This is a genomic window from Achromobacter sp. FW305-C-30-7 (genome assembly GCF_058783105.1).
Genome location: NZ_JBYSYI010000007.1, coordinates 1 through 20,817 on the forward strand (window position 1 = coordinate 1; position 20,817 = coordinate 20,817).

Below are 20,817 nucleotides of genomic sequence, written 5' to 3' on the forward strand. Positions count from 1 at the left end.
GATGTCGTCTTCCATCTTCATACTCATCGTCAACTTCCTCGATTATGACGTGAGCAGGTTTTCACTGGGTCAATACATAGAAGTCAAGACTCAACAGCTGGTCGTAATGCCAGTTGTGCTTATCCAGACCGATGAAAAGGCACCTGGCCACGGGAGCCGCCGCGCCGCGCCGGAAATGTTCATTGACGTAGTCAAAGACCTCTTGCTCCATGAACATCCGGCTAGGCACCCGTAGCTGGAAATTGGCGCCCAACCTTCTTAAGAGAGCCGGAGAAACCCGGAAAATAGCGCGCTTCAGGGCGTAGGTTATTTTCTTGACGAACTTCATGAGCCCCAAAAACCTCAGAAAGAACTTAATAGCGTCGAGCACGCTAGTGGCCTTGCCGCTGAGCGTCAGCCGAAGTTTCAAATTCTATGTTTTGGCGGAGGTTTTCTATCCAGAGTTTTTCTGAATTGGTATTTACTTTTTTTGTAGCGACGACAGGCCTCAACGCCGGTTTTTGGGGCGGAACCGTCGTGAGAAATAAATAAGATTGGAGGCAGGCATCACCGCGCGATCGTCCCGATCCGGCAACGTAGCTTGCGCTACCGCTAGGCGTGATCAGGCTGCATGCATGCAACCACATGCACGCAGCTCTCTATTCCCTGCAGTCCTGACCGCGCGCCAGCTCAAGCCGCAGCAGCAATATCCATCTCTCCGGCGACATGCCCCATGCGCCGTGGCCGCAGGAATACATAGCAATGCTGAAACCCGTCCGCCACGACGTGGCGCGCCCCTGTCATACCCGCTATGCCAGGCTCGAAGGTCTTGAAGACTTGATAACCCGGGGCCTGCTCAATATTGAAGTTCAGGCGGTCGGGCTTGTCGTTGTAGCCGAGCACTAGCATTCCATCGCTGGCCAATACGCGATGGCATTCAAACATCAATTGGTTGAACGCTTCCTCGGTATCCAGGCCAAACCCGATAAGCCCATTGGCGATCACCACATCGAAGCTGTTCGGCCGATAGTAGGAAGACAGTTCGGTTGCCGAACCCACCACGTGCCTGTTGGGCTGGCCATAGGCCGCATTGCGCGGATTCAGATCTATTGAATAGAAGTCCGGATCCAGCAGCCGGTCGTAGTGCCAGTTGTGCTTATCCAAACCGATGAAGCAGGTCACGCCGTGTCCGTACAAAACCATGGAGATGGCCGCGTCCCAAGGGAAAGAGTCCTGGCCGGGCTGCTCGATAGGCAGCAGTCTGATGAATCAATTTGCCGGCGCTGTCCCAGTGCGTCGCCCCGTTGCGCTGCCCTGGGATAGGAATCCTGCGTCGTAGCCGCTCAGGAGGGAGCCTGAAGCTACGCTTCTTCTATTGATAGCTAATGGCTGGCCAGGGCGATTCTTAATGTCTTGGGTTTGTTTTTTGAATTTTTTTCGCCCCAAAAACTCCCCCGGCAATCCCCCGCAAAAGCGATGATGTGGATTCAGACGGTCAGTGCAGCATTGCGTCCAGTACTTCAGCCGGGGGCTTGAACCTCAACATTTTTCCGGGGCGAGAGTTTAGCTTGGCGGCAACTGAATCAAGCTCGCCGGCCAAGGACGTTGAGTCATCGGGCGTTACCTACTTCGCCGTGGGTTGATCCGGGAAATGGAAGATCTCGGTGTAAAGCGGCTCGCTCCAATAATTCAGCCTCGCGCTCAGTTCGCCGCGCGCGCCCTTGTAGTCTTCAAGCAAGCCCGGGTAGGTAAGGAAAGTCTTGTCCGACTCGCCGTAGAAGCGGTCGAAAAAGCGCGACATCAGCGCCGTTCCGTCCTCGTCCTTCAACGCATACTCGATGATCGTCACTGGCTTATAGGTATCTGTAGCGGACCTGGCTCCATATCCGGCGCTGAGTCGCAAGATAAGCTGCATGTAACCCGCGGTGGGCTCCATATCCTTGGACACGCTCGCTGCCAGATTGTCGCCGCCCGAAGGGCGCGTCACCTTTGTGACCTTCACTCCCCGGCCCTCCTTGGCAATCAAGTCGGCGACATTGCGCGCGAACATCTGGTTGATGCTCTCATCGGGAAAGTTCTCGGCAACCAGTTTGGAGAATTCCTCGGAGCGACGTTCCGCACGCGCCTTGAAGTCCAGTTTGTGCGCCGCGTCCGCCGTCATGCCCATCAAGAGACCTACCGGGCCAAGAATGCCGAGCACGTTAGCCGCTTGGGATCCGCCAAGATCCATGACCACGAATTGATCGTCGTGATAGAAGATTTCCACCGGTTTGCCGGACTGGATGAGGGCCTGATTGGCCTGTTTATCCAATTGGTATTTGGGCGTCGGCTGCTTGACTGCGCATCCGCTCAGGAAAATAAGAACAACGGAAAGCAACTTCTTCATGTTTCAACTCGCAAAAGACAGCCTAAGTCCTGGCGTTGAAGCATCCCCGTGGCTATACGCGAACTCCCGACTCGCGTTCATCCGGATGCCGCCCCAGAGGACTCTTGCCATTTGGCTTTTAAGTTTCACATTGAAACTAATTGTCCAATAATTTTGCCTTAAACGACAATAAATAACAATAGATGTCTTTTTGTAAATTAACAACAAAGCAAGTTATTGAAAGACGTTGAAGCAAGAAGCGAGAACGATCGCGTAATTGACGAAAAATTGAGCTTGTCAGAGGACCGAACGAAGCGAGGGCCGGCCGTCGAGCCAGCCGAGTAGGAAATCAATGTCGTTGTCCAGGCGCTCCCCCATGCCCGGATCAAGTCACCGTGGCACTCGGTGCGAGTTGAACACCCTCTTCCATGGGCTTAAGCGCCAGCGTCCGATAGCTGACCGACATCGAGGTCACGGAAATCAGAGTGGCGGCGAATGTCGCGATGGCGCTGTACAGGTAGTATCCGATGCTCGGCTCTCTCGGCATCTGCAGCACAAAGATCCGGGCCGCCTCCAACAGCAGCAACAGCGGCACCGGCAGCGCGGCCACGGCCAGCAGGCGCAACCGGTTGCCTCGCACCAGCGGCGCGATCCGCGATATTTCCATCTTGCCGGTCAGGGCGGCGTGCGGCAATGCCAGGAAGATGTAGCCCATGAAAAAACACGGCGCCAGCACCAGCAGCAGTACCAACACAACGCCGAGCCAATGTGAGCCGTCCGGCCCCTGCGCGAACAACATCACGATGTAGCACAACAGTGTCGCCACGAACATCAAGGCGGCACCCACGATCAGCACGATGAAATACATGCGCTCCGGCTTGCCCGCCACGACGCGCGCGGGCGGCGTCTCGCCCAGCAGAATGCATCGGTGCCAAGCCACCGCCGCCAATACCGGCGCGGCCGTGCTCACCACCCAGCCTGTCAATTCCAGCAGTTTGCTGTGCTCGACATACGCCATGTAATCCAGGTGCATGCCGAGTGCAATGCCTGCCAGCAGGATCAGGATCAACAGGGGCGACGCGCCGATCAACGGTCCGCCGTGGTCGCCCAGGTAATCGAAGGTTTGGCGGGCGACCCGCAGTATTGGTAGTTTTTGCCGCACAACGCACTCCGTGAATGCCCCGACTCTCTAGTTAGGCGTGGACCGTCGCCAGTCTGGCAGTCGATAGCCAAATCCAGATGACCCAAAAGGTCAGATCAAGACCGGCATATGGAAATGGCAGGGTAGGCACGTCAGCCCATGCTTCAGCCATCTACAGCGAAGACATGACCAAATCTCCGCTACCAAACTAACGGCAGACGCATGCGGTTCTTAACTTCCGTTGGCCGCACAAGCCTTCGTGGGAGTGAGTTCAATGAGTCGGCTGGCGCTGTCTACGCCGTCCACGCCTAGGTCTTCGACGATTACTTTGCGATCCCGAACATATATCTCGTAGTTCGCGCCAGCTATCGGCGTGAAATAGCCTGCGTCACGCGTTTCGCGCATATAAATGGAGACGCCCGGCGAATGATACTTACCACCGACCTGACCATATATGGTCAAGGGAATGCCGGCCTTTATGATGAATTCATCGAAGACAGCATCGCCACGCTTTGAAGTGGGAGCCATGCCAACGCTGCGACTGCCCTGATAATGGCTCCGCTGCATGGTCTCCAACCCTTCCCCATGTCCCAACAGGCCAGGACTGGTGTAGCAGGTACGATCAAAATCCAGACGAATTCGATCGGCGGTGTAGACAAAAACACGGACGCGTGAGTTTTGGGTCGCGTCGTAGCTATTGAGAATATTAGGATTTGTTGCTGAGCAACCTGAGAGCCCGCCTGATATCACTAATACAGAGACCAATATTCGAAACACAAAATTTGACACTTCACGAACCTCGGCACAAGATAAATTCTGATGCTTGCATCAAGCGAAGACTACAGTTTCAGCTGAAGAAACCCAGCCCGACGCCCTGCTAATTGATAGATTATTTCCCGAATGCATCACGAGGTTCCGCGAAACGCAGCAGGCCAGTCTTATGACATTGGTAGGGATACTTCTCGATGCACCGCTGCACCATGGAGCGCGCCAGCTTGTTCGCGACATCCGCTGCGATCCGCTGTCCCTCGGCGTTCGGCCCACGGTTTGAAAAGTCGCGCAGCGAGATCCCATACGTATCTTCTGCCATGCCCCGGTACTCGCCCGACTCCGCGTCATACAGACGAATACCCACCGATACGCTGGCAGGATACTGCTGAGAACCCTCAAATGCGTTCGGCTGGCTCACCGCGACTACATACTTGACGCCTGCGGTCAGTGCATCCTCTTTCATCGTTTCCGGCCTGGCCGTCTTGAGGTCGAATTTGCGCAACTTTAATATTGCCTTGACACCCGCCGCATCCATGGCAGCTGGCAGTTCGGCATTCAACGCGTTGCATACTGATTCGGCAGCGTAGGTCGCAGGATAGGCTGTTCTGGCACCTATGAAACCGACACTCGCGATCTTCTTTTTGAAATCGCAATCGGTGATGTATATCAGCACCGGACTGATCATCTCGCGAGGTTCCGGGTTCGTTGCCAAGGCTGCCGGCGGCGAGCCCATGATGAAGGAGCAGCCTGCGGAAGCGAATAGCGAGGCGAGTGTCAATATAAATCTACAGAAAAGCATAGTCTTCTAATTCTCTGATTTCTAAGAAATCTACCTAAAAGAGCTTCCGACTGGAATCAGCCATCATCCCTGGCCATTTACACATTCACTCGTCATCAGCTGATTGATGCCTCTATGTCAGACTAGATTTAGATAACCAGAAAATCTAGCCTGATATCTTATTTAGACACCTTATTTATGTAGTCTGACTACCTTATTTATGGAAGCCGTCATTGCGATCAATTTTAGCCAGCACGAGAACTTCTCCCGTTTTCCGTGATTTTCTACTCGACCAAAAAAATACCCGACGCTCTTCTTTTCGAGCCCCTGAACGCAATAACCTTAAAATTCAGTACTTCCCTTTTTCCCTGAAGGGCTTGACATTAACCATAGCGGCCTTCGCCGCATACATACCCACGCCCCCAACCACCACTCCGATCAGGGCCAAAAAATAAATATCAAACCGCAACCCAAGCAGGGCCAAGACAACCCCAACCCAAATTAACAATCCTCGGAACCAGCGCTTGAAATTTCCTTCCGCGATTATCACGCCATAGAAACTCATGTCATCTCCTACCAACACTATTCAAATAACCATTGCTTTTTACCAACTCCGCAAGCTCATTAATAGCGGGCGCAAGCACTGGATATCTATCTGACGCAAAAGCGCCTACCATATCAACGGTCGAATCACTTACAGATTTTTTCCAATTTGGCCTCACCATTTGCTCGAACAGACTACTTGCAGCACCTATCGCGGTGGCGGCACCAGCAACTGGGGCATTTCCCGCGGCAGTTGCTGCAGCAGCGATTCTCCCGGCCATACTCGACACCCAAGCGGCGTTATCTGCAGCTCGAATCGCCTGTTGAACATGACCCAGCTGAGTCATGTTCGGAGCCAAACCAGCTACACATTCGGCTGTTGCGCAGTACCTAGCCACAGTATCATCAATTGGAATATAGCCTGTTCGTGGACTAGTATCACGAAAAATCGGAGCAGGCAAATACTGGGCCATATATGGAATTTCACTTTTATTTACGAAATCAGCTATGAATGCCTGAATAGCCGGATCCACCTTTCCCGCTTTCTGAACATAGACAACCGAGCCAGCCTCATTTGACCATACGGCTCCCGAGTCAGTTTGCGTCACACCACCAATCTGAACATCAGGTACCCCAGGATAAGTCGTGCCTCCGATCACGAAACTCATCTGGCGCATTTGATCTTCAATATATTCAAGCGAAACATCTCCACCTTTCGCGCGTATGGCATCGGCAATTTTTTTTGCGACCGCCCTTTCTTCGGGATGCAATTGCCGGTTGTACATGTCCGCAACGGAGGCCCCCCCTGCTCCACTGAGCCCACCAGCAGCCCCGCCAGCCGCACTACCGATGACGTTGAGAATCACCCTGGTAACTTGCTCTCGCGCTTCACCTGACAAGCCCGCAACGGCTTGTTCCACTTGCTCCTTAACCAAGCTGGTTGCAAGATCTCCCGCAACCGTGCCCGCAATAGCCCCAGCTACATTTCCCCCGCCCAACGCCGCAGCAATCCCCGCCACTGCCGCATGCAACCCGATCGCGCCCGGCTTACCTTCCCCCCAAAGATCCGGATCCTTCTCCTTTAGGGTCTTCAGCGCATCCCCCGCAAGCTGCATCCCCAACTGGCCGAAGGCTTGCTGGAACTCCAACTGCTCGCGGACCTTGTCCTTGTCGAAGATCTGCCCAATGCTGCCGTTCGCGCCAGCAGTATCCCGACTAAGCCCCGCCGTGCTATCCCGGCCGCTGTCCTTGTCCGAACGCACCTCAATCGTGCCCGGAGCAATCGCAGCGTAGGTAGTGCCGGAATCGCTGCCGCTGGTTTGGCCGAAGCTGAAGCCCGACGGTCCCCCCTTGTTTGCGCCGCCCTTGTTGGCAACGTCGAAGGCTCCTGACATGCCCAGATTCACGCCCACGGTGGTGGACTTGTACTCGGCCTTGTTCTTCAGGTCGGTAAAGCCCAACGTTTCCGTCGACAGCCTGTTCTTCGCGGCATCGGCATCGCTGGCGATCACCGCGCCGTCGAGCTGGGTATGTTTGCCCACGGAGACGTCGAAGCCGCCCGAACCCGCATACAGTCCGGACTGCTCAATCACGCTGTCGTAGTTCGACTTGGTCTTGCCCGTGCTGGCGCCGATGTAGGCGCTGCCCGTCATGGAACCGAAGCTGAAGCTGCCGCCCGCGTTGGCCTGTTTCTGCTTGGCGTTGTAGCGGTCCGTGTCCTGCTGGCTGGCTATGGTCAGATTCCTGCCGATGTCTGCGCGGATGCTGTCGGCGCGCGCTTGCGCGCCTTCCAGCAACGTGTCGCGGCCCGAAGTCAGCGTCAGGTTGTCCCGGGCGCTGATCTGGGTTTCGCGGTACGTCGTGCCGTTGCCCTTGGCGTTGCCACTGCCCATGTAACCGCTGGCGAAGATGTTGATGCCGCCACCGCTACCGCTGTCGGATACGCCAATGCCCACGCCCACCTTCCACCCGCTGTTCTTGTTGGTTGAGGTCTCCGTGGAACTCTGTGCCTGGCTCAGCAGCGAAAGATCGTTCGTGGCTCCAAGCAGCACGTTCTTGCCAGTGACATCGCTTCCGATGATGGACAAATTGCCCGAGCCCGGAACGCCTCGCTCACCCAAGGCCACGATGGAGACATTGCCGCCTCCCATGACGGAAGAGCCGAATACCGACTCCTGCGTGCGCTTCGTTTCGCTGACCGATTTGCTGGCGCCTACGCTAATCTGGATCTGCGCGCTGGCGTTCTCCTTATCCGCTGCCGTGGCATTGGTTCCTTCTGCAGCCTCCAGCATGCGATTGGCCTGCACCGCCTGATAGGCGGCCTGGCCCACTTTGACCGCGGCCAGGCGGCCGCTCTTGGCATCGTCTGCCTGTTTGAGCGTGCCGTGTATCTGTTGGGCGGCACCGAGCACGCCGCCCGCCACGCCTATCGTGATTCCGGATTGCTTGAACTCGTGGTACTCGTGCTGACGGGCTTCACCGACGCCAGCGATGATCGCCACATTGCGGCCGCTGATCGAGATATCTCCGTCCTGCGCCAGTACGTTGCTGGCGAAGATTCCCACGTCGCGCCCGGCGTCGATGGTCAGATTGCCGCCCACGCTGCCGACAGTGCTGCTGGAGTAGCCTCCGCTTTCGCCCTTCATCCAGTCGGTTCGTTGCTGCTTGCTATAACCGACGCTGAAGCCGCCGCCACCGCCAAAGCCAGACTTGGTCACCTTCTCGTACTGGTAGTCCTTGTACGACTCGGTCGCTGCAGCAATGTTGATGTCCCGATTCGCCATCAGCGTGACGTCGTTGTCCCCGATGACATTCGACCCCACCACATTCAAATCCCGCCCAGCCATCAACACCGCCGTGTCGCCGGTAAAGGTCGACCCCTTGGCCTGTTCCCAGTCGCTGGAGGAGATGGTGTGCGTGGTCTTGGACGACAGGAAGCTCTTGGTCTTGTAGCGAACCTCGTCATAAGCCGAGCCGGTTTCCACCCCGGCGACCAGGTTGATGTCGCGTCCCGCGCCCACCGCCAGCTGCTTGCCAGCAGTGACTTCGGCCGCACGCGCATTGACGTCCTGGCCCGCGACCAACGTGAGATTGCCGCCCGCCGCGATGGTCGAGCCGACTTCGGAGCTGGTGCTCAGGTCGTGGCGGTTGTTCTTCTTCAAGACCAGCGATTCGCCGTGGCTCTCCGTAAGCGTTTCCAAGGCGATGTCACGCCCGGCCTGCAGACGCGCGTCATCCTTGACCGAGACTTGCGCCGCGGTCAGCGTGATGTCGCGGCCAGCCTGCATGTTGAGGTTGCCTGCGTCGACGCGGGCCACGCCGCTGACGTGCGTGCCCCAGGTGCTGCCGAAGTTCTCGGAGGCGGCGGTGGACGTCAGGGCGATGTCTCGTCCCGCCTTCAGGGCGACGTTGTCGCCCTTGATCAGCGACACCAGATTGGTCAGGTCCTCGCGCGCGGCGAGGTCGACGGTGGAGCCCTGGATCAGGCCGCCGCCCTGGTTGACGATGTTGCCGGCGGTCATGACGGTGGCTTCGCGCGCGCCGATGGTGCCGCTGTTGACGATGTCGCCTTCGGCCTGCAGCTTGACGTCGCGGCCGGCCATGAGGGTGCCGTCGCCCTTCAGGTCGCCTTCGCGCACCAGCAGGTAGACCTGCGGAACCAGCACGGTCTCGGTGGTGCCGTCGGGCAGCGTGACGGTCTGCTCGACCAGCCAGACCAGGTCGGTGGTGAGTTGGCGCTGCTGCGCGTCGGTCAGCGCGACGCCGAGCTGGATGCCGTTGTCGCGGGCGAACTGCGCACCGGCGGCGAGCAGGGCCTTGTACTGGCTGTCGTTGTCGCTGTACTTGTTGAGGAAGCGCTGGCCGGTGGTGGCCAGGATCTGGTCGGACACAAGCTTCTGTTCATAGAAACCGTCGCCCAGGCGCTTGGGTTGGCCCGAGGGTGTCTGGAATTTGGCGCCCGCGGGCACCAGCGAATCCCAGCTGCCCAGGCGCGCGCCGGACAGGTTCTGGCCGTCGGCCGCGGCGGTGGCGCCGCTGGCAGAGAGCGAGCCGCCCGCGCCGAGCGTGGCGCCGGCGGGGCCGGATGCGCCTTGCGCGTCCAGGCGCTGGCCGTCCAGGCCGCTATTGGCGCCGACGGTGGCGCCGGCCTGGCCCGCGTTCGAGACCGAACCCGCGCCGACGCCGGCATTGATGGGTCCGGAGCCGCCTTGGCCGTTCATACGCTGGCCTTCAAGGCCGCTGCTGGCGCCAACGGACGCACCGCCTTGGCCCGGGGTCGAGATCGAACCGGTGCCGACGCCGGCATTGACCGTGCCGGCCGTGCCGGGCTGGTCGTTGCGTTGGCCCGCCAGGCCGCCGCCCGAACCGGCACCGTTGCCGATGGTGGTGCCGGGCAGCGCGCCGGGCTGGCTCAGCAGGTCCAGCAGGTAGTCGCTGGAGACGGTCGGACGCTGGCCGACGAAACGCGGATCGGTGGCGACGACGTAAGGCGCATCCGGCCTGCCGTTGACGGTGTAGAGCTGGCTGTCCGGAATGCCGGCAGGATTGGAGACAGTGCGCACCACCGTGCCGCCGGGCAGGCCGACGCTGGCGACCAGCACTGGTCCAGGCGCGGCGCCGCCATTGCTGGCGCCGGGTCGGGAGCCGTTGAGCTGGACGGCGACGTTGCCGCCGGAAGTGCCGACCGGCAATTCGATGGGCTGGCCCGCGAGGGTGGCGTTGTAAGCCTCGGAATACTCCTTGCGGTCGCGCGAACGCGCCTGGGTGACCGTCATGGTCCCCGTGCGCGTGACGGTACGTTCACCGCCCGCGCCGATGTTGTTGATGGCAGGACCGGCCACCGTGAGCGCACCGCCCGCGGCGATCTGGCTCTTGTCGTTGGTGACGGCGCCGGTGAGCGTCATGGACCCGCCCGACAGGATCTTGCCGGGGTCGGAGGACAGGGTGCGGGTCTCGGTAACGGTCTCCTGCACCTGGTAATAGGTGAACGTGCCGACCAGGCGGTTGTTGAAGTCGGCGTTGAATGCCCGGATGCGCGCTTCCAACTCCATGTGCGGCGCCTTGTAGGCGGCGTAGGCTTCTTCGTAAGCCTTGCGGCGCGCTTTCTCGGCTGCGCAGCCATCAATAATCGCGCAGTTGTCATACAGCGGCGGAACCCAGACCGGCATGGGGTCGGCCGGAGGCGTGACACCGAAGACAGACCAGATGCGCTCTCCGGAACCGTAAAGGAATTTCTCCGGCCGGTCCCAGCAAAGGTCGGCCGCATCGCCGCCGCTGCACCCGACGTCGGGAGGGGTATAGGTCGGCGTAATGGGCGAAGTCTCGCCGCCCCTGCCCTTCTTGCTCGGCGTGTAGTCGAACGGCGGTCCATAGCGCGACGCCGGATACTGGGTGGACGGCAGCAGGAACATGCGTTCCGGATCGTCGTTCAGCCAGGCCGGATCCTTGCTGCACATAGGCGTCACTTCGTCGCACAGCCAATTGGTCTCGGCGTCGTACATGTCGGTGGTGCCCGCCGGGGTGAAGTACACCTTGGACGTGCTGGACACCTGCACCGTTTCGTTGGTGTAGCGGTCATTCTGGTTGCGGATGGACGCGGCCGAGATGTCGGCATTGCCTGCCGCTTCAATAGTGGCGGACGCGTTCAGGAGCGAACCGGCCTGCCCGATGGCGCGGCCGGCGGCGTCCAGCGCGCCGCCGATGCGCAGGTCGGCGCCCGCGTAGACCAGCGCGTGGTCGCGGTTGACCAGCGAGCCCACGCCCAGGTCCATGTTGCCGCGCGATGCGACGACGGCTCCGCCGCCCGCGCCCGCGCCGTTGACCAGCGCGCCGGCCTGGATCGATACGGCATCGCCGTAGATGCGGCCGGTGTTGTCGACGCGGCCCGCGGTGATGCGGGTCGAACCGCCGTCGATGAGGCCGGCGTTGGTCAGGCCCTGCGTCACCGTGATGCGGTTCTGGCCGCCGGCCAACAATTGGCCGGTGGCCTGGTTGTTCAGCGAGTCCGCCGTGATGCTCAGGTCGCGGCCGGCGCTGATCTTGGCGCGGTTGTCCAGCGCGCCGCCCAACGATAGATTGAGGTCGCGGCCGCTGGAGATGTCGCCTTCCTGGTTGAGGGAGCCGGCATACGCGAACGACAGGTCACCCGCGGATTGCAACACGCCCAGCCCCTGCAATACCTGCGCGATGACGGTCAGGCTCTTGCCGGCCTGCAGCGTGCCCTGCGTGTTCTTGAGCGTGTCCGCGACGATGCGCGCGCTGCCCTGGGAAGCGATGGTGCCGCCCGTGTTGTCCAGTTCCTTGGCGCCCAGGGTCAGGTTCTCGATCGCCTCGATGGAGCCGTCCTGGTTGTTGACGCGGTCCGCCACGATGGAGACGACCTTACCCAGGACGCCCTTGGGCGGGGCGCCGGCCGCGGTCAACGTGCCGCTGTTGTCCAGGCTGGCGGCGTTCAGGGTCAGCAGGTTGTCGGCCTGGATCAGGCCACCGCGGTTGTCCACCGCGCCGGTAGCGGTAATGGTGAGGTCGCGGGCGGCCAGCGTGCCGTCGCGGTTGACGACGCTTGCGGCTTCGATGCGCGCATCGCCGGCCGCGGCGATCACGCCGCCTGTGTTGTTCAGCGTGCCGCCCAGCTTGATGGCCGCATCGCCGGTCGAAGTCAGCTTGCCGCCCTGGTTATGAAGATTGGCGGCGGTGATAGCCAGGGCGCCGCCTTGCACCACCGCGTTGCGGCTGTCGACGTCGCCTGGCGTGGCCAGCGTGACCTTGCCGATGGCGGACAGCTTGCCGCCCGCCAGATTCAAGCTGCCCCCGGACAAGCTCAGGTCCTTGCCGGCCAGGCTGGTGCCGCCGTAGACAATGGAGCCTCCCGTCAGCGTGATGCTGCCCGGCCGGCTGAGCGCGCCGTCGGCGCCCACGCCCGCCACGAAACGGCCGGCGTTGGAAAGTTGTCCCAAGGCGGTGGCGATGAGGTCGCCGCCGGCCAGCACCGATCCAGTGTTGTCCAGTGTGGATCCGGCCCACAGCTTGGCCTGCGTGCCTGCCGACGCGACGCCCGCGTTGAGCAGCGCGCCGCCGGCGCTCAGATCCAATCCCGCGCCGGACTGCAAGCGGCCGTCCGCCGTGATGGTCAGTTTGCCGCCGGCGCTGGCGATCAGCGCGCCCGCCTGCGTGGCGGCGACGCCGCCCAGCGTTGCGTCCGTGCCCGCCCGCAGCGTCATGCCTTGTTCCGCGGCAGCCGAGCCGAACGCCGTGAGCGCGCCGCCCGCCAGCGCGGTCAGACCGCCCCCGGCCTGCAGGCGCGAAGCCGCGCCCAGCGCGATGTCGCCGCGCTGCGCAGTCAACGACAGGTCGCCTTGCAAGGCGGCGACGGTGCCGTCGACCGTGATCTTGTCGCCCGCGGTCAGCGTTTGCGAACCGCCGGCCAGCATGCGTCCGGCCGCCTGCAACGCCTCTTGGGCGGTCGCAGTCAGAGTACGGCCGGCCTGCGCCAGGCCCGCCGCGCCCACCGCTACGTTGCGGCCCGTCAGCGTCAGGTTGGCGTCGGTGGCGGCAGTGCCGTCCACCCGCGCGTCGCGCGCGGCGGCCAGCAGCATGTCGCCCACCGAACTCAAGGCGCCCGTTGCATACAGGTCGCGGTCGGCGCGGGCAGTCAGCGTGCCTGCGGCTTGCAACTGGCCGTTCTGCTTGACGATGAGATCGCGTCCGGCCGTGATCGAGGCATTGCCCGCCGCGCGTTCGCCCAAGGCAGCGGCAAGGCCGCCCAGCAGGACGTCTCCACTTGCGGCGAGCGTCAGGCCGCCGCCCGAGGCAATGACGCCGTCGGACCCCAGGTTGGCGCCTGCGCGCGCGTTGAGCCCGTCGGAGGCCTGCATCCTGCCGCCTGCACCGACCAGCAGGTTCGCGCCCGCGTCGGCCGTCAGGCCGCCTTCCAGCGCCGTGGCGATGCCGTCGATGCGGATATCGCGCTGCGCGCCCAGGACGATGGGCGAGCCGGCGGTCGCCGTGCCCGTGATGAACAGGTCGCGCCCAGCCTGCGCCTGCAACGTGCCGCCCGCGGCGCCTGCGCCCGTGGCGGTGCCGGCCGTGCCGGCGATGCGCAGGTCCTGGCCCGCGCCCAGCAGCAGCTTGCTGCTGCCCTGGGCCAAGCCCGCCTGGCCGATGGTGAGATCCCCTGCCGCGTCCGCGCGCAGGGTGCCGTTGGCGACGGTCTTGCCGTTCAGTTCGGCGTCCGTGCCGGCCTTCAGCGTGATGTCCTGCTCGCCCGAAATCGTGCCGTTGGCCAGCAGCTTGCCGCCGGCCTGCGCCGCCAACAGTCCGCCCGCCTGCAGCGCGCTTGCGCCGCCCAACGTCATGGCGCCGCCGCTATTCACGGTAAGCGCGCCCGCATCGGCCAGGACCGTGCCGTCCACCGTCAGATCCTTGTCGATCCGCAGCGCCGCGGATTGGCCCGCCACCAGCGTGCCTGCCAGCGTGGCGCTATCGGCCTGCACATCGACCGAGCCATCGGCCTGCAGACGTGCGTCCGCGCTGGTGGCCAGCGCGCCGCCGGCCTGAAGCGCCAGCTTGCCGGCCGCGAGGTTCTGGCCTTCGAGGCGGATATCGGCAACCGCGTCCAGGATCAGATCGGCCAGCGAGGAAATCGTGCCGGCCGCCGTCAGCGAACCGCCCGCGCGCGCTTGCAGCGCGCCGCCGGACAAGGCGCGGCTGCCGGCCGACAGGGCCAGGTCTTCGCCTGCGATCAGGTCCAGGGTGCCGTTGGCGGATGCTGCCGTGCCGGACAGATCCAGGCGGCCCCCGGCGTTCAGGCTGGCGCCCTTGTCGCCGCGCACGACCCCGGCCATCTCCAGATTGCCCGCGGCCGCGATCCGCGCCTGCTCCGAGGCGTCCAGCTGCGCCGCCGCCCCGATGCGCAGATTGCCCCCGGCGCTGAAATCCAGCGCGCCGTCGGCGCCCAGCTTGCCGTCCGCGCGCGCATCGCGCACAGCCTGTAGTTCCGCGCCCGCGGTGGACACCAGAACGCCGCCCAGCGCCAGATCGCGGCCGGCGTCGGCCTGCACGCCCTTGCCCTGCAGCTGGCTGCCCGCCCCAAGCAACAGGTCGTTGCCGCTCTTGAGCCGCAGCGCGCCGCCATAGGCGAGCGCGTTGCCCTCCACGCGCAGGTCCCGCGCGGCGTCCAGCGACATGCCGCCCTCGGCCAGCGCCGTGCCAGCGAGGTTCAGATCCTGCCCGGCCTGGAGCGTCATCGATCCGTCGGATTGCAGATGCGAACCGCTAGCCGCCGTCAGCGCCTGGCCCGCCTTCAGGTCCAGGCCGCGCGCGGCGTAGACCTGTCCCGCCACGGCCGCGTTGCGCGCAGCCTGAAGGGTCAAGGCGTCCAGGGAACTGAGCGCGCCCGCCATGCGGAGATCGCCTAACGTCGTGACATTGACCGCGCCCTTGGCCGCGACCCGCGCCAGCCCGCTCATCGACAGATCGCCGCCGGCGTTCAAGCTCAGGCCGCCGGCGCTGGCGGCAAGCGTGCCGTCCACGGACAGCTTGCCGGTGGCATCCATGCTCATATCGCCGTTGCCGCGCCAGGCGCCGGCCAGCGTCATGTCGTTACCGGCCTGGGCCCGCGACGAACCTTCGGCGTCCCATTGCGCCGTCTTGCCCATGGCAAGGTCGCGCGCGGCAATCAGCGAGATGTTGCCGGTGGCCGCGGCCTTGCTGTCGATGCGCGCGTCGCGTCCCGCGTTCAACACGATGTCGCCACGCGCGGCCATCGCGCCGCCCGCTTGCACATCGCCCTTGGCGCTCCCCGACACGCCTGCGCCCTGCGTGCGGCTGGCGTCGGCCAGGCGCAGATCGTTGCCCGCGTTCATGACCAATTGGCCGCCGTAGGCCAGCGCCGCGCCGTCCACCCGCACATCGCGCCCGGCCTCCAGCGTCAGGCCCTTGTTGGTTTCCGCCTCTCCGGCCAGGACCAGGTCCTGCCCCGCGCGCAAGGCCATGGCGCCTTCCGATTGCAGGCGCGCATCCGCGCCGGCCAGCAGTTGTCCTATCGCCTCCAGCAGCAGCGGGCCGCCGGCCAGCAGCTTGCCCGTAATGGTGGCGTCGGTTCCCGCTTGCGCCGTCAACCCGGCCAGCGAGGACGCCGTGCCAGCAACGTTCAACGCGCCCTTCGTGATCATGGACAAGGGGCCGCCTGCTTGCGCATTGCCGCCCACCGTCATGTCACCGTCCGCGGCCAGTGTCAGCGCGCCCTGTGCCGCGCCGGCCGTGCCGCTGACATCCAGCGCGCCTCCCGCACGCAGTTCCGTGCCCTGGTTGCTGAGCAGGCTGCCCGACAGCGCCACATTGCCGCCGGTCTGCAGGCTGGCAGCGCCCGTCGCTTGCAACTGACCCGTGACTTTCGCCGTCTCTTGCGCGCGCAGCGTCAGGTCGCCGTCGGCGCCCAGCTTGGCGCCGAACACCGCGTCGCGGCCTGCCGTCAGGGTGGCCGATCCCGCCGCCACCATTTCACCGCCGGCGATGAGGTCGCGCGTCGCTTGCGCCGTGACGCCCTTGCCTTGGGTCTTGCTGGCATTGCCCAGCAGCAGGTCGCTGCCGGCATTCATGAAGAGCTCGCCGCCATAGGCGAGCGCGCTGCCGTCCACGCGCAGATCGCGCGCCGCGTCGATCGCGATGCCACCGTCGCTCAAGGCCGCGCCCGCGAGGCGGGCGTCCTGGCCTGCGCTCAACGTCATGTTTTTGGACGATTGCAATTGCGCCGCCGATCCCGCGCGCAGGTCCTTGCCTGCCTGCAACGACAAGGCATCGCCGGACAGCAACTTGCCGTCCACCGTTGCGCCGCCTGCCGACACCAGGGTCAATGCGCCCTGGCTGACCAGCTCGCCAGCCACCGACAATTCGCCGCCGCTCTCGCCGCGCAGCGTGCCGCCTGCCAACGCCTTGCCGCTGGCGCCTATTGTCAGGTCGCCTCCGGCCAGCAGGTCGATTCCGCCCGATGCTGCCGAGGTCGCGCCGTCCAGGCGCAAGGCGCCCGCCGCTTCGATGCGGTTGCCCTGGTTGCTGCGCAATGCGCCCGCCAGCGTCGCATCCTGCCCCGCCTTGAGTTGCGCCTTGCCTTCCGCGTCCAGTTGAGCGCTTTGGGCGAGGGTCAGATTGCGCCCGCTATCGAGCTTCAGGTCGCCGGCGGCCACGGTCTTGCCGCCCAGGCTGGCATCGCCGCCCGCAATCAATGCGATATCGCCGCGCGACGCCATGGCGCCGTCCGCCAGCAGATCGCCGCCGGCGCGCGCGGTCAGGCCCTCGCCCTGCGTGCGGCTGGCGTGGTCCAGGCGCAGATCCTTGCCCGCGTCCATAGCCAGTTGGCCGCCGTAGGCCAATGCCGCGCCGTCCACGCGCAGGTCGCGCGCGGCATTCAGCGTCAAGCTCTTGTTGGCTTCCGCCTGACCCGCCAGAATCACGTCCTGGCCAGCGCGCAACTGTATGGCGTCTTCCGATTGCAGGCGCGCATCCGCGCCCGCAACCAGCTGGCCGATCGTTTCCAACAGCAGCGGGCCGCCGGCCAGCAGCTTGCCGTTGACCGTGGCATCGCCCGCGGCCTGGGCCGTCAGCCCGGCCAGCGAGGACACCGTGCCTGCCACGTTCAGCGCGCCCTTGGCGACCATGGACAAGGGACCGCCGGATTGCGCGTTGCCGCCCACGGTCATGTCGCCACCCGAGGCCAGGCTCAATGCGCCCTGTGCCGCGCCGGCCGTGCCGCTGACATCCAGCGCGCCTCCCACCCGCAGTTCCGCGCCCTGGTTGCTGAGCACGCTGCCCGACAGCGCCACGTCGCCGCCGGCTTGCAGGCTTGCGCTGCCCGTCGCTTCCAGCTGGCCCGTGACCTTGGCCGTGTCTTGAGCGCGCAGCATCAGGCCGCCGTCGGCGCTGAGCTTCGCGCCGATAGCTGCATCGCGGCCCGCGGTCAGCGCCACGGAGCCCAGCGCCACCATCTCGCCGCCCACGCCGAGATCCCGTCCTGCGAGGGCGCTAATGCCCTTGCCCTGGGTCTTGCTGATATCGCCCAGCCACAGATCACGACCGGCGCTCATCGACAAGCTACCGCCGTAAGCCAGCGCGCTGCCGTCCAGGCGCAGCCCGCGCGTGGCGTCTATCGATATGCCGCCGTCGCTCAAGGCAATGCCCGCGAGCATGGCATCCTGGCCCGCGCTCAAGGTCATGCCCTTGGACGATTGCAGTTGCGCGGCGGATCCCGTGCTCAGGTCCGTGCCTGCCCGCAGCGACAAGACATCGCCGGACAACAGCCGGCCGTCCACTGTCGCGCCGTCTGCCGATGCCAGCCTCAGGCCGCCTTGGCCCGCCAGTTCGCCGGCCACCCGCAAGGCGCCGCCGCTTGCGCCGCTCAGCGCGCCGCCCGCGTATGCCTTGCCCTGCGCGCCCACCGACAGGTCTCCGCCCGCGAGCAGATCGATTGCGCCAGCGACAGAAGACGTTTCGCCGTCCAGGCGCAGCTTGCCCCCGGCTTCTATGCCTATGCCCTGATTGGTGCGCACCGCGCCGGCCAGCGCCGCGTCTTGTCCCGCCTTGATCTGCGCCGCGCGTTCCGCCTCCAGCAACGCGCCCTGCGCGATCGTCAGATTGCCTCCGCCATCCAGCGTCACGTCGCGGGTGGCGACCGTCTTGCCGCCAAGCTGCGCATCGCGCCCCGCCATCAGCTCGACGTCGCCGCGCGCAGCGATTGCGCCGTCCGCTTGCAGATCGCCGCCCGCGCGCGCCGACACGCCCTCGCCCTGTGCGCGGCTGGCGTGGGTCAAACGCAGATCGTTGCCGGCGTTCATCGACAGTTGGCCGCCATAGGCCAATGCCGCGCCATCCACGCGCAAATCGCGGCCCGCGCCCAGCGTCAGGCCGGCATTGGTTTCCGCCATGCCTGCCACGGACAGGCTCTGGCCCGCGCGCAGCTGCATGGCGCCGTCCGACTGCAGGCGCGAATCCGCACCCGCCGCCACCTGGCCTATCGCTGCCAGCAGCAGCGGACCGCCGGCCAGCAGCTTGCCGTTGACCGTGGCATCGCCCGCCGCCTGGGCCGTCAGCCCCGCCAGCGAGGACACCGTGCCCGCCACGTTCAGCGCGCCCAGCGTGCGCAGCACCACCGGCCCACCGGCCTGCGCGCTGCCGCTGACGGAGAGGTCTTCGCCAGACGCCAGGTTCAGCTCGCCTGCCGCCGCGCCCACCGCGCCGCTGATGGCGAGCGGACCCGCCGCGCGCAGGTCCACACCCTGATTGCCGCTGAGACTGCCCGTGAGCGCAATGCCTGCCCCGGACTGCAGCCGCGCGCGCCCCAGGGCTTCCAGTTGCCCCGTGACGGCCGTCGCGCCTTGCGCGCTCAGGTCCAGGTCGCCGCGCGCCAGCACTCGCGCGCCCACCGCGGCCTCGCGTCCGGCCTTCAATCCGGCCGCGTTCTCAGACACCAGTTCGCCATCGGCCCGCAGATCGCGCGCCGCGTCCAGCCCGACACGCTTGCCCTGCGCCTTGCTGGCCGCGCCCATGCGCAGATCGCCGCCGCTCTTCAGATCCAGCGCGCCGCCGTAGGCCAGCGCGCTGCCGTCCAGGCGCAGGTCGCGCGTGGACTCGATCAGCATCGCGCCATCGGTCAAGGCCGCGCCAGCCAACGTGACGCCCTGGCCCGCGCGTATCGCCATGCCGCGTCCGGATTGCAGTTGCGCGCCGGCCTCCGATACCGCGTCCGCGCCGGCCTGCGCCTGCAGCGCGCCAGATGCGTACACCTGACGCGACAGCAGCATGTCGCGCCCCGCCTGCAACGTGACGCCTTCCTTCGCGGACACCACGCCGCCCGCCGTGGAGACGCCGCCGCTTTGTTCCCCCGGCGCAGCCGGTTCAGGCGTCTTGCCGGGTTCCGCGCCGGTGCCGGAGTCCGAGCCGGAACCCGTGCCAGTTCCCGAACCCGACCCCGTGCCATTGCCGGCTCCCGTGCCGGTGCCGGTCCCCGCGCCCGTGCCGCCGCCTTGCCCTGGTTGCGGCACGACAGCCTGTCCCGCCACCTTCAGGTTGCGCCCCGATTGCGCGCGCAGGTCCTGGTCCGAAGTCAGCAGACCTCCCGACAGAGAAAGGTCCTTGCCCGCGGCCACGCGTAAGGCGCCCTGCGTGCGCAGGCTGCCCTGCGCGCCCACCGCGACATCGCCGCCGGCCTCCACATTCAAGGAGCCGCCCGCGCCCACGGCGCCCTGCACGGACACGTCGCGCGCAGCCGCGAGCGCGGCTGTTGCGCCGGCCTGCGCCGCGCCTTGCACGGCCAGATCGCGGCCGCTGTCCACGCGCAGATTGCCGGCTGCCTGCGCCGTGCCGCGCGGCGCGATGCGGACGTCGCCCGCCGCCGTGACTTGCAGATCGCCGGTCAGGGCCACCAGGTTGCCGCCGATGTTCACGCCCACCCCAGCCTCGGTGCCGATCAGGCGCACGCTGTTGGCATACATGCCGCCCAGCGCCGCGGTATCCAGCGCCACTTCGGGCGCCGCGCCTTCCCCTGCCTGCGCCGAAACGGCCCCGGAGGCGTAATCGACGCGCGCCGCGCCCGCGGTCACGTTGAGCTTGTCGGCCCAGACGTCGGCATTGATCTCCAGCGTGCGCGCCAGGAGATCCACCTGGCTGAGATTGGCGCCGTTCAGGCCGGCGCCATCGATGCGGATCTTGCCGGAAGCGATATCGAAACCGATGCTGCCGTCAGGCCCGACCTGCGGTTTGCCCGTGGTCAGGGTGGCGCGGTCCGCATTCAGAAAACCGCAGCCGTTGCAGGTGATGCCTGCCGGGTTGGCGACGATCACATTGGCCCGGTTGCCGGCCACTTCCAGGGTGCCCAGCAGTTGCGACGGATTGGGCGCGGTGACCTGGTTGAGAATGGTGCTGGCGCGCTGGTTGCCCAGCATGGGATTGCCGCCCACCTGCCCCGCCAACTGGGTCTGGCTGGCGCCGCCGCTGTTGTTGAGCACCGCGCCGGACGGACCGACGTTGAATTGCGTGTAGCGGTTGTTGGACACGCCGCCGGCCGAAGGCGGCGCGATGTTGATGACGGGCACGCCGTTGCTGACGCCAACGGAAGGCTTCGCGCCTGCCACGCTCTTGTCCACCGAGATCGGCAAGGTCTGCGCCAGCACTGGCGACCAGACCTGGGTAAAGACGACGGACCAGACGATCAGGGAGCGAAGCTTGGACATCATGCGTATCCGGGTGGAC

General features: G+C 64.8%; 8 protein-coding genes. All 8 read right to left on the reverse strand.

Annotated elements, in window-relative coordinates; genetic code table 11:
• Positions 1-61: 61 nt before the first annotated feature.
• The 8 genes from AC3WOB_RS21965 to AC3WOB_RS22000 all read right to left on the reverse strand — a co-directional run bounded on the left by AC3WOB_RS21965 (position 62) and on the right by AC3WOB_RS22000 (position 20,801).
• Positions 62-328 (reverse strand): hypothetical protein, encoded by a 267-nt coding sequence (locus tag AC3WOB_RS21965; protein ID WP_492276180.1) that lies wholly within the window; start codon positions 326-328, stop codon positions 62-64.
• A 341-nt stretch (positions 329-669) separates the two neighbouring features.
• Positions 670-1,161, reverse strand: coding sequence for a methyltransferase domain-containing protein (locus AC3WOB_RS21970; RefSeq protein ID WP_063827958.1), 492 nt, complete (start codon positions 1,159-1,161; stop codon positions 670-672).
• A gap of 442 nt (positions 1,162-1,603) precedes the next feature.
• Positions 1,604-2,365, reverse strand: coding sequence for a hypothetical protein (locus AC3WOB_RS21975; protein WP_013394885.1), 762 nt, complete (start codon positions 2,363-2,365; stop codon positions 1,604-1,606).
• A 364-nt stretch (positions 2,366-2,729) separates the two neighbouring features.
• Positions 2,730-3,506, reverse strand: a complete 777-nt coding sequence (locus AC3WOB_RS21980) for a hypothetical protein (RefSeq protein ID WP_013394886.1) — start codon at positions 3,504-3,506, stop codon at positions 2,730-2,732.
• Between the two features lie 210 nt (positions 3,507-3,716).
• A complete protein-coding gene (locus AC3WOB_RS21985; protein WP_148260622.1) occupies positions 3,717-4,274 on the reverse strand; it encodes a hypothetical protein in 558 nt (185 codons plus the stop codon).
• A gap of 100 nt (positions 4,275-4,374) precedes the next feature.
• The gene (locus tag AC3WOB_RS21990; RefSeq protein WP_013394888.1) at positions 4,375-4,941 is read right to left on the reverse strand and encodes a hypothetical protein; all 567 of its coding nucleotides are present in this window, start codon (positions 4,939-4,941) and stop codon (positions 4,375-4,377) included.
• Between the two features lie 442 nt (positions 4,942-5,383).
• Positions 5,384-5,599 (reverse strand): hypothetical protein, encoded by a 216-nt coding sequence (locus AC3WOB_RS21995; protein ID WP_013394889.1) that lies wholly within the window; start codon positions 5,597-5,599, stop codon positions 5,384-5,386.
• A 1-nt stretch (position 5,600) separates the two neighbouring features.
• Positions 5,601-20,801, reverse strand: coding sequence for a hemagglutinin repeat-containing protein (locus AC3WOB_RS22000; RefSeq protein WP_492276181.1), 15,201 nt, complete (start codon positions 20,799-20,801; stop codon positions 5,601-5,603).
• Positions 20,802-20,817 lie beyond the last annotated feature (16 nt).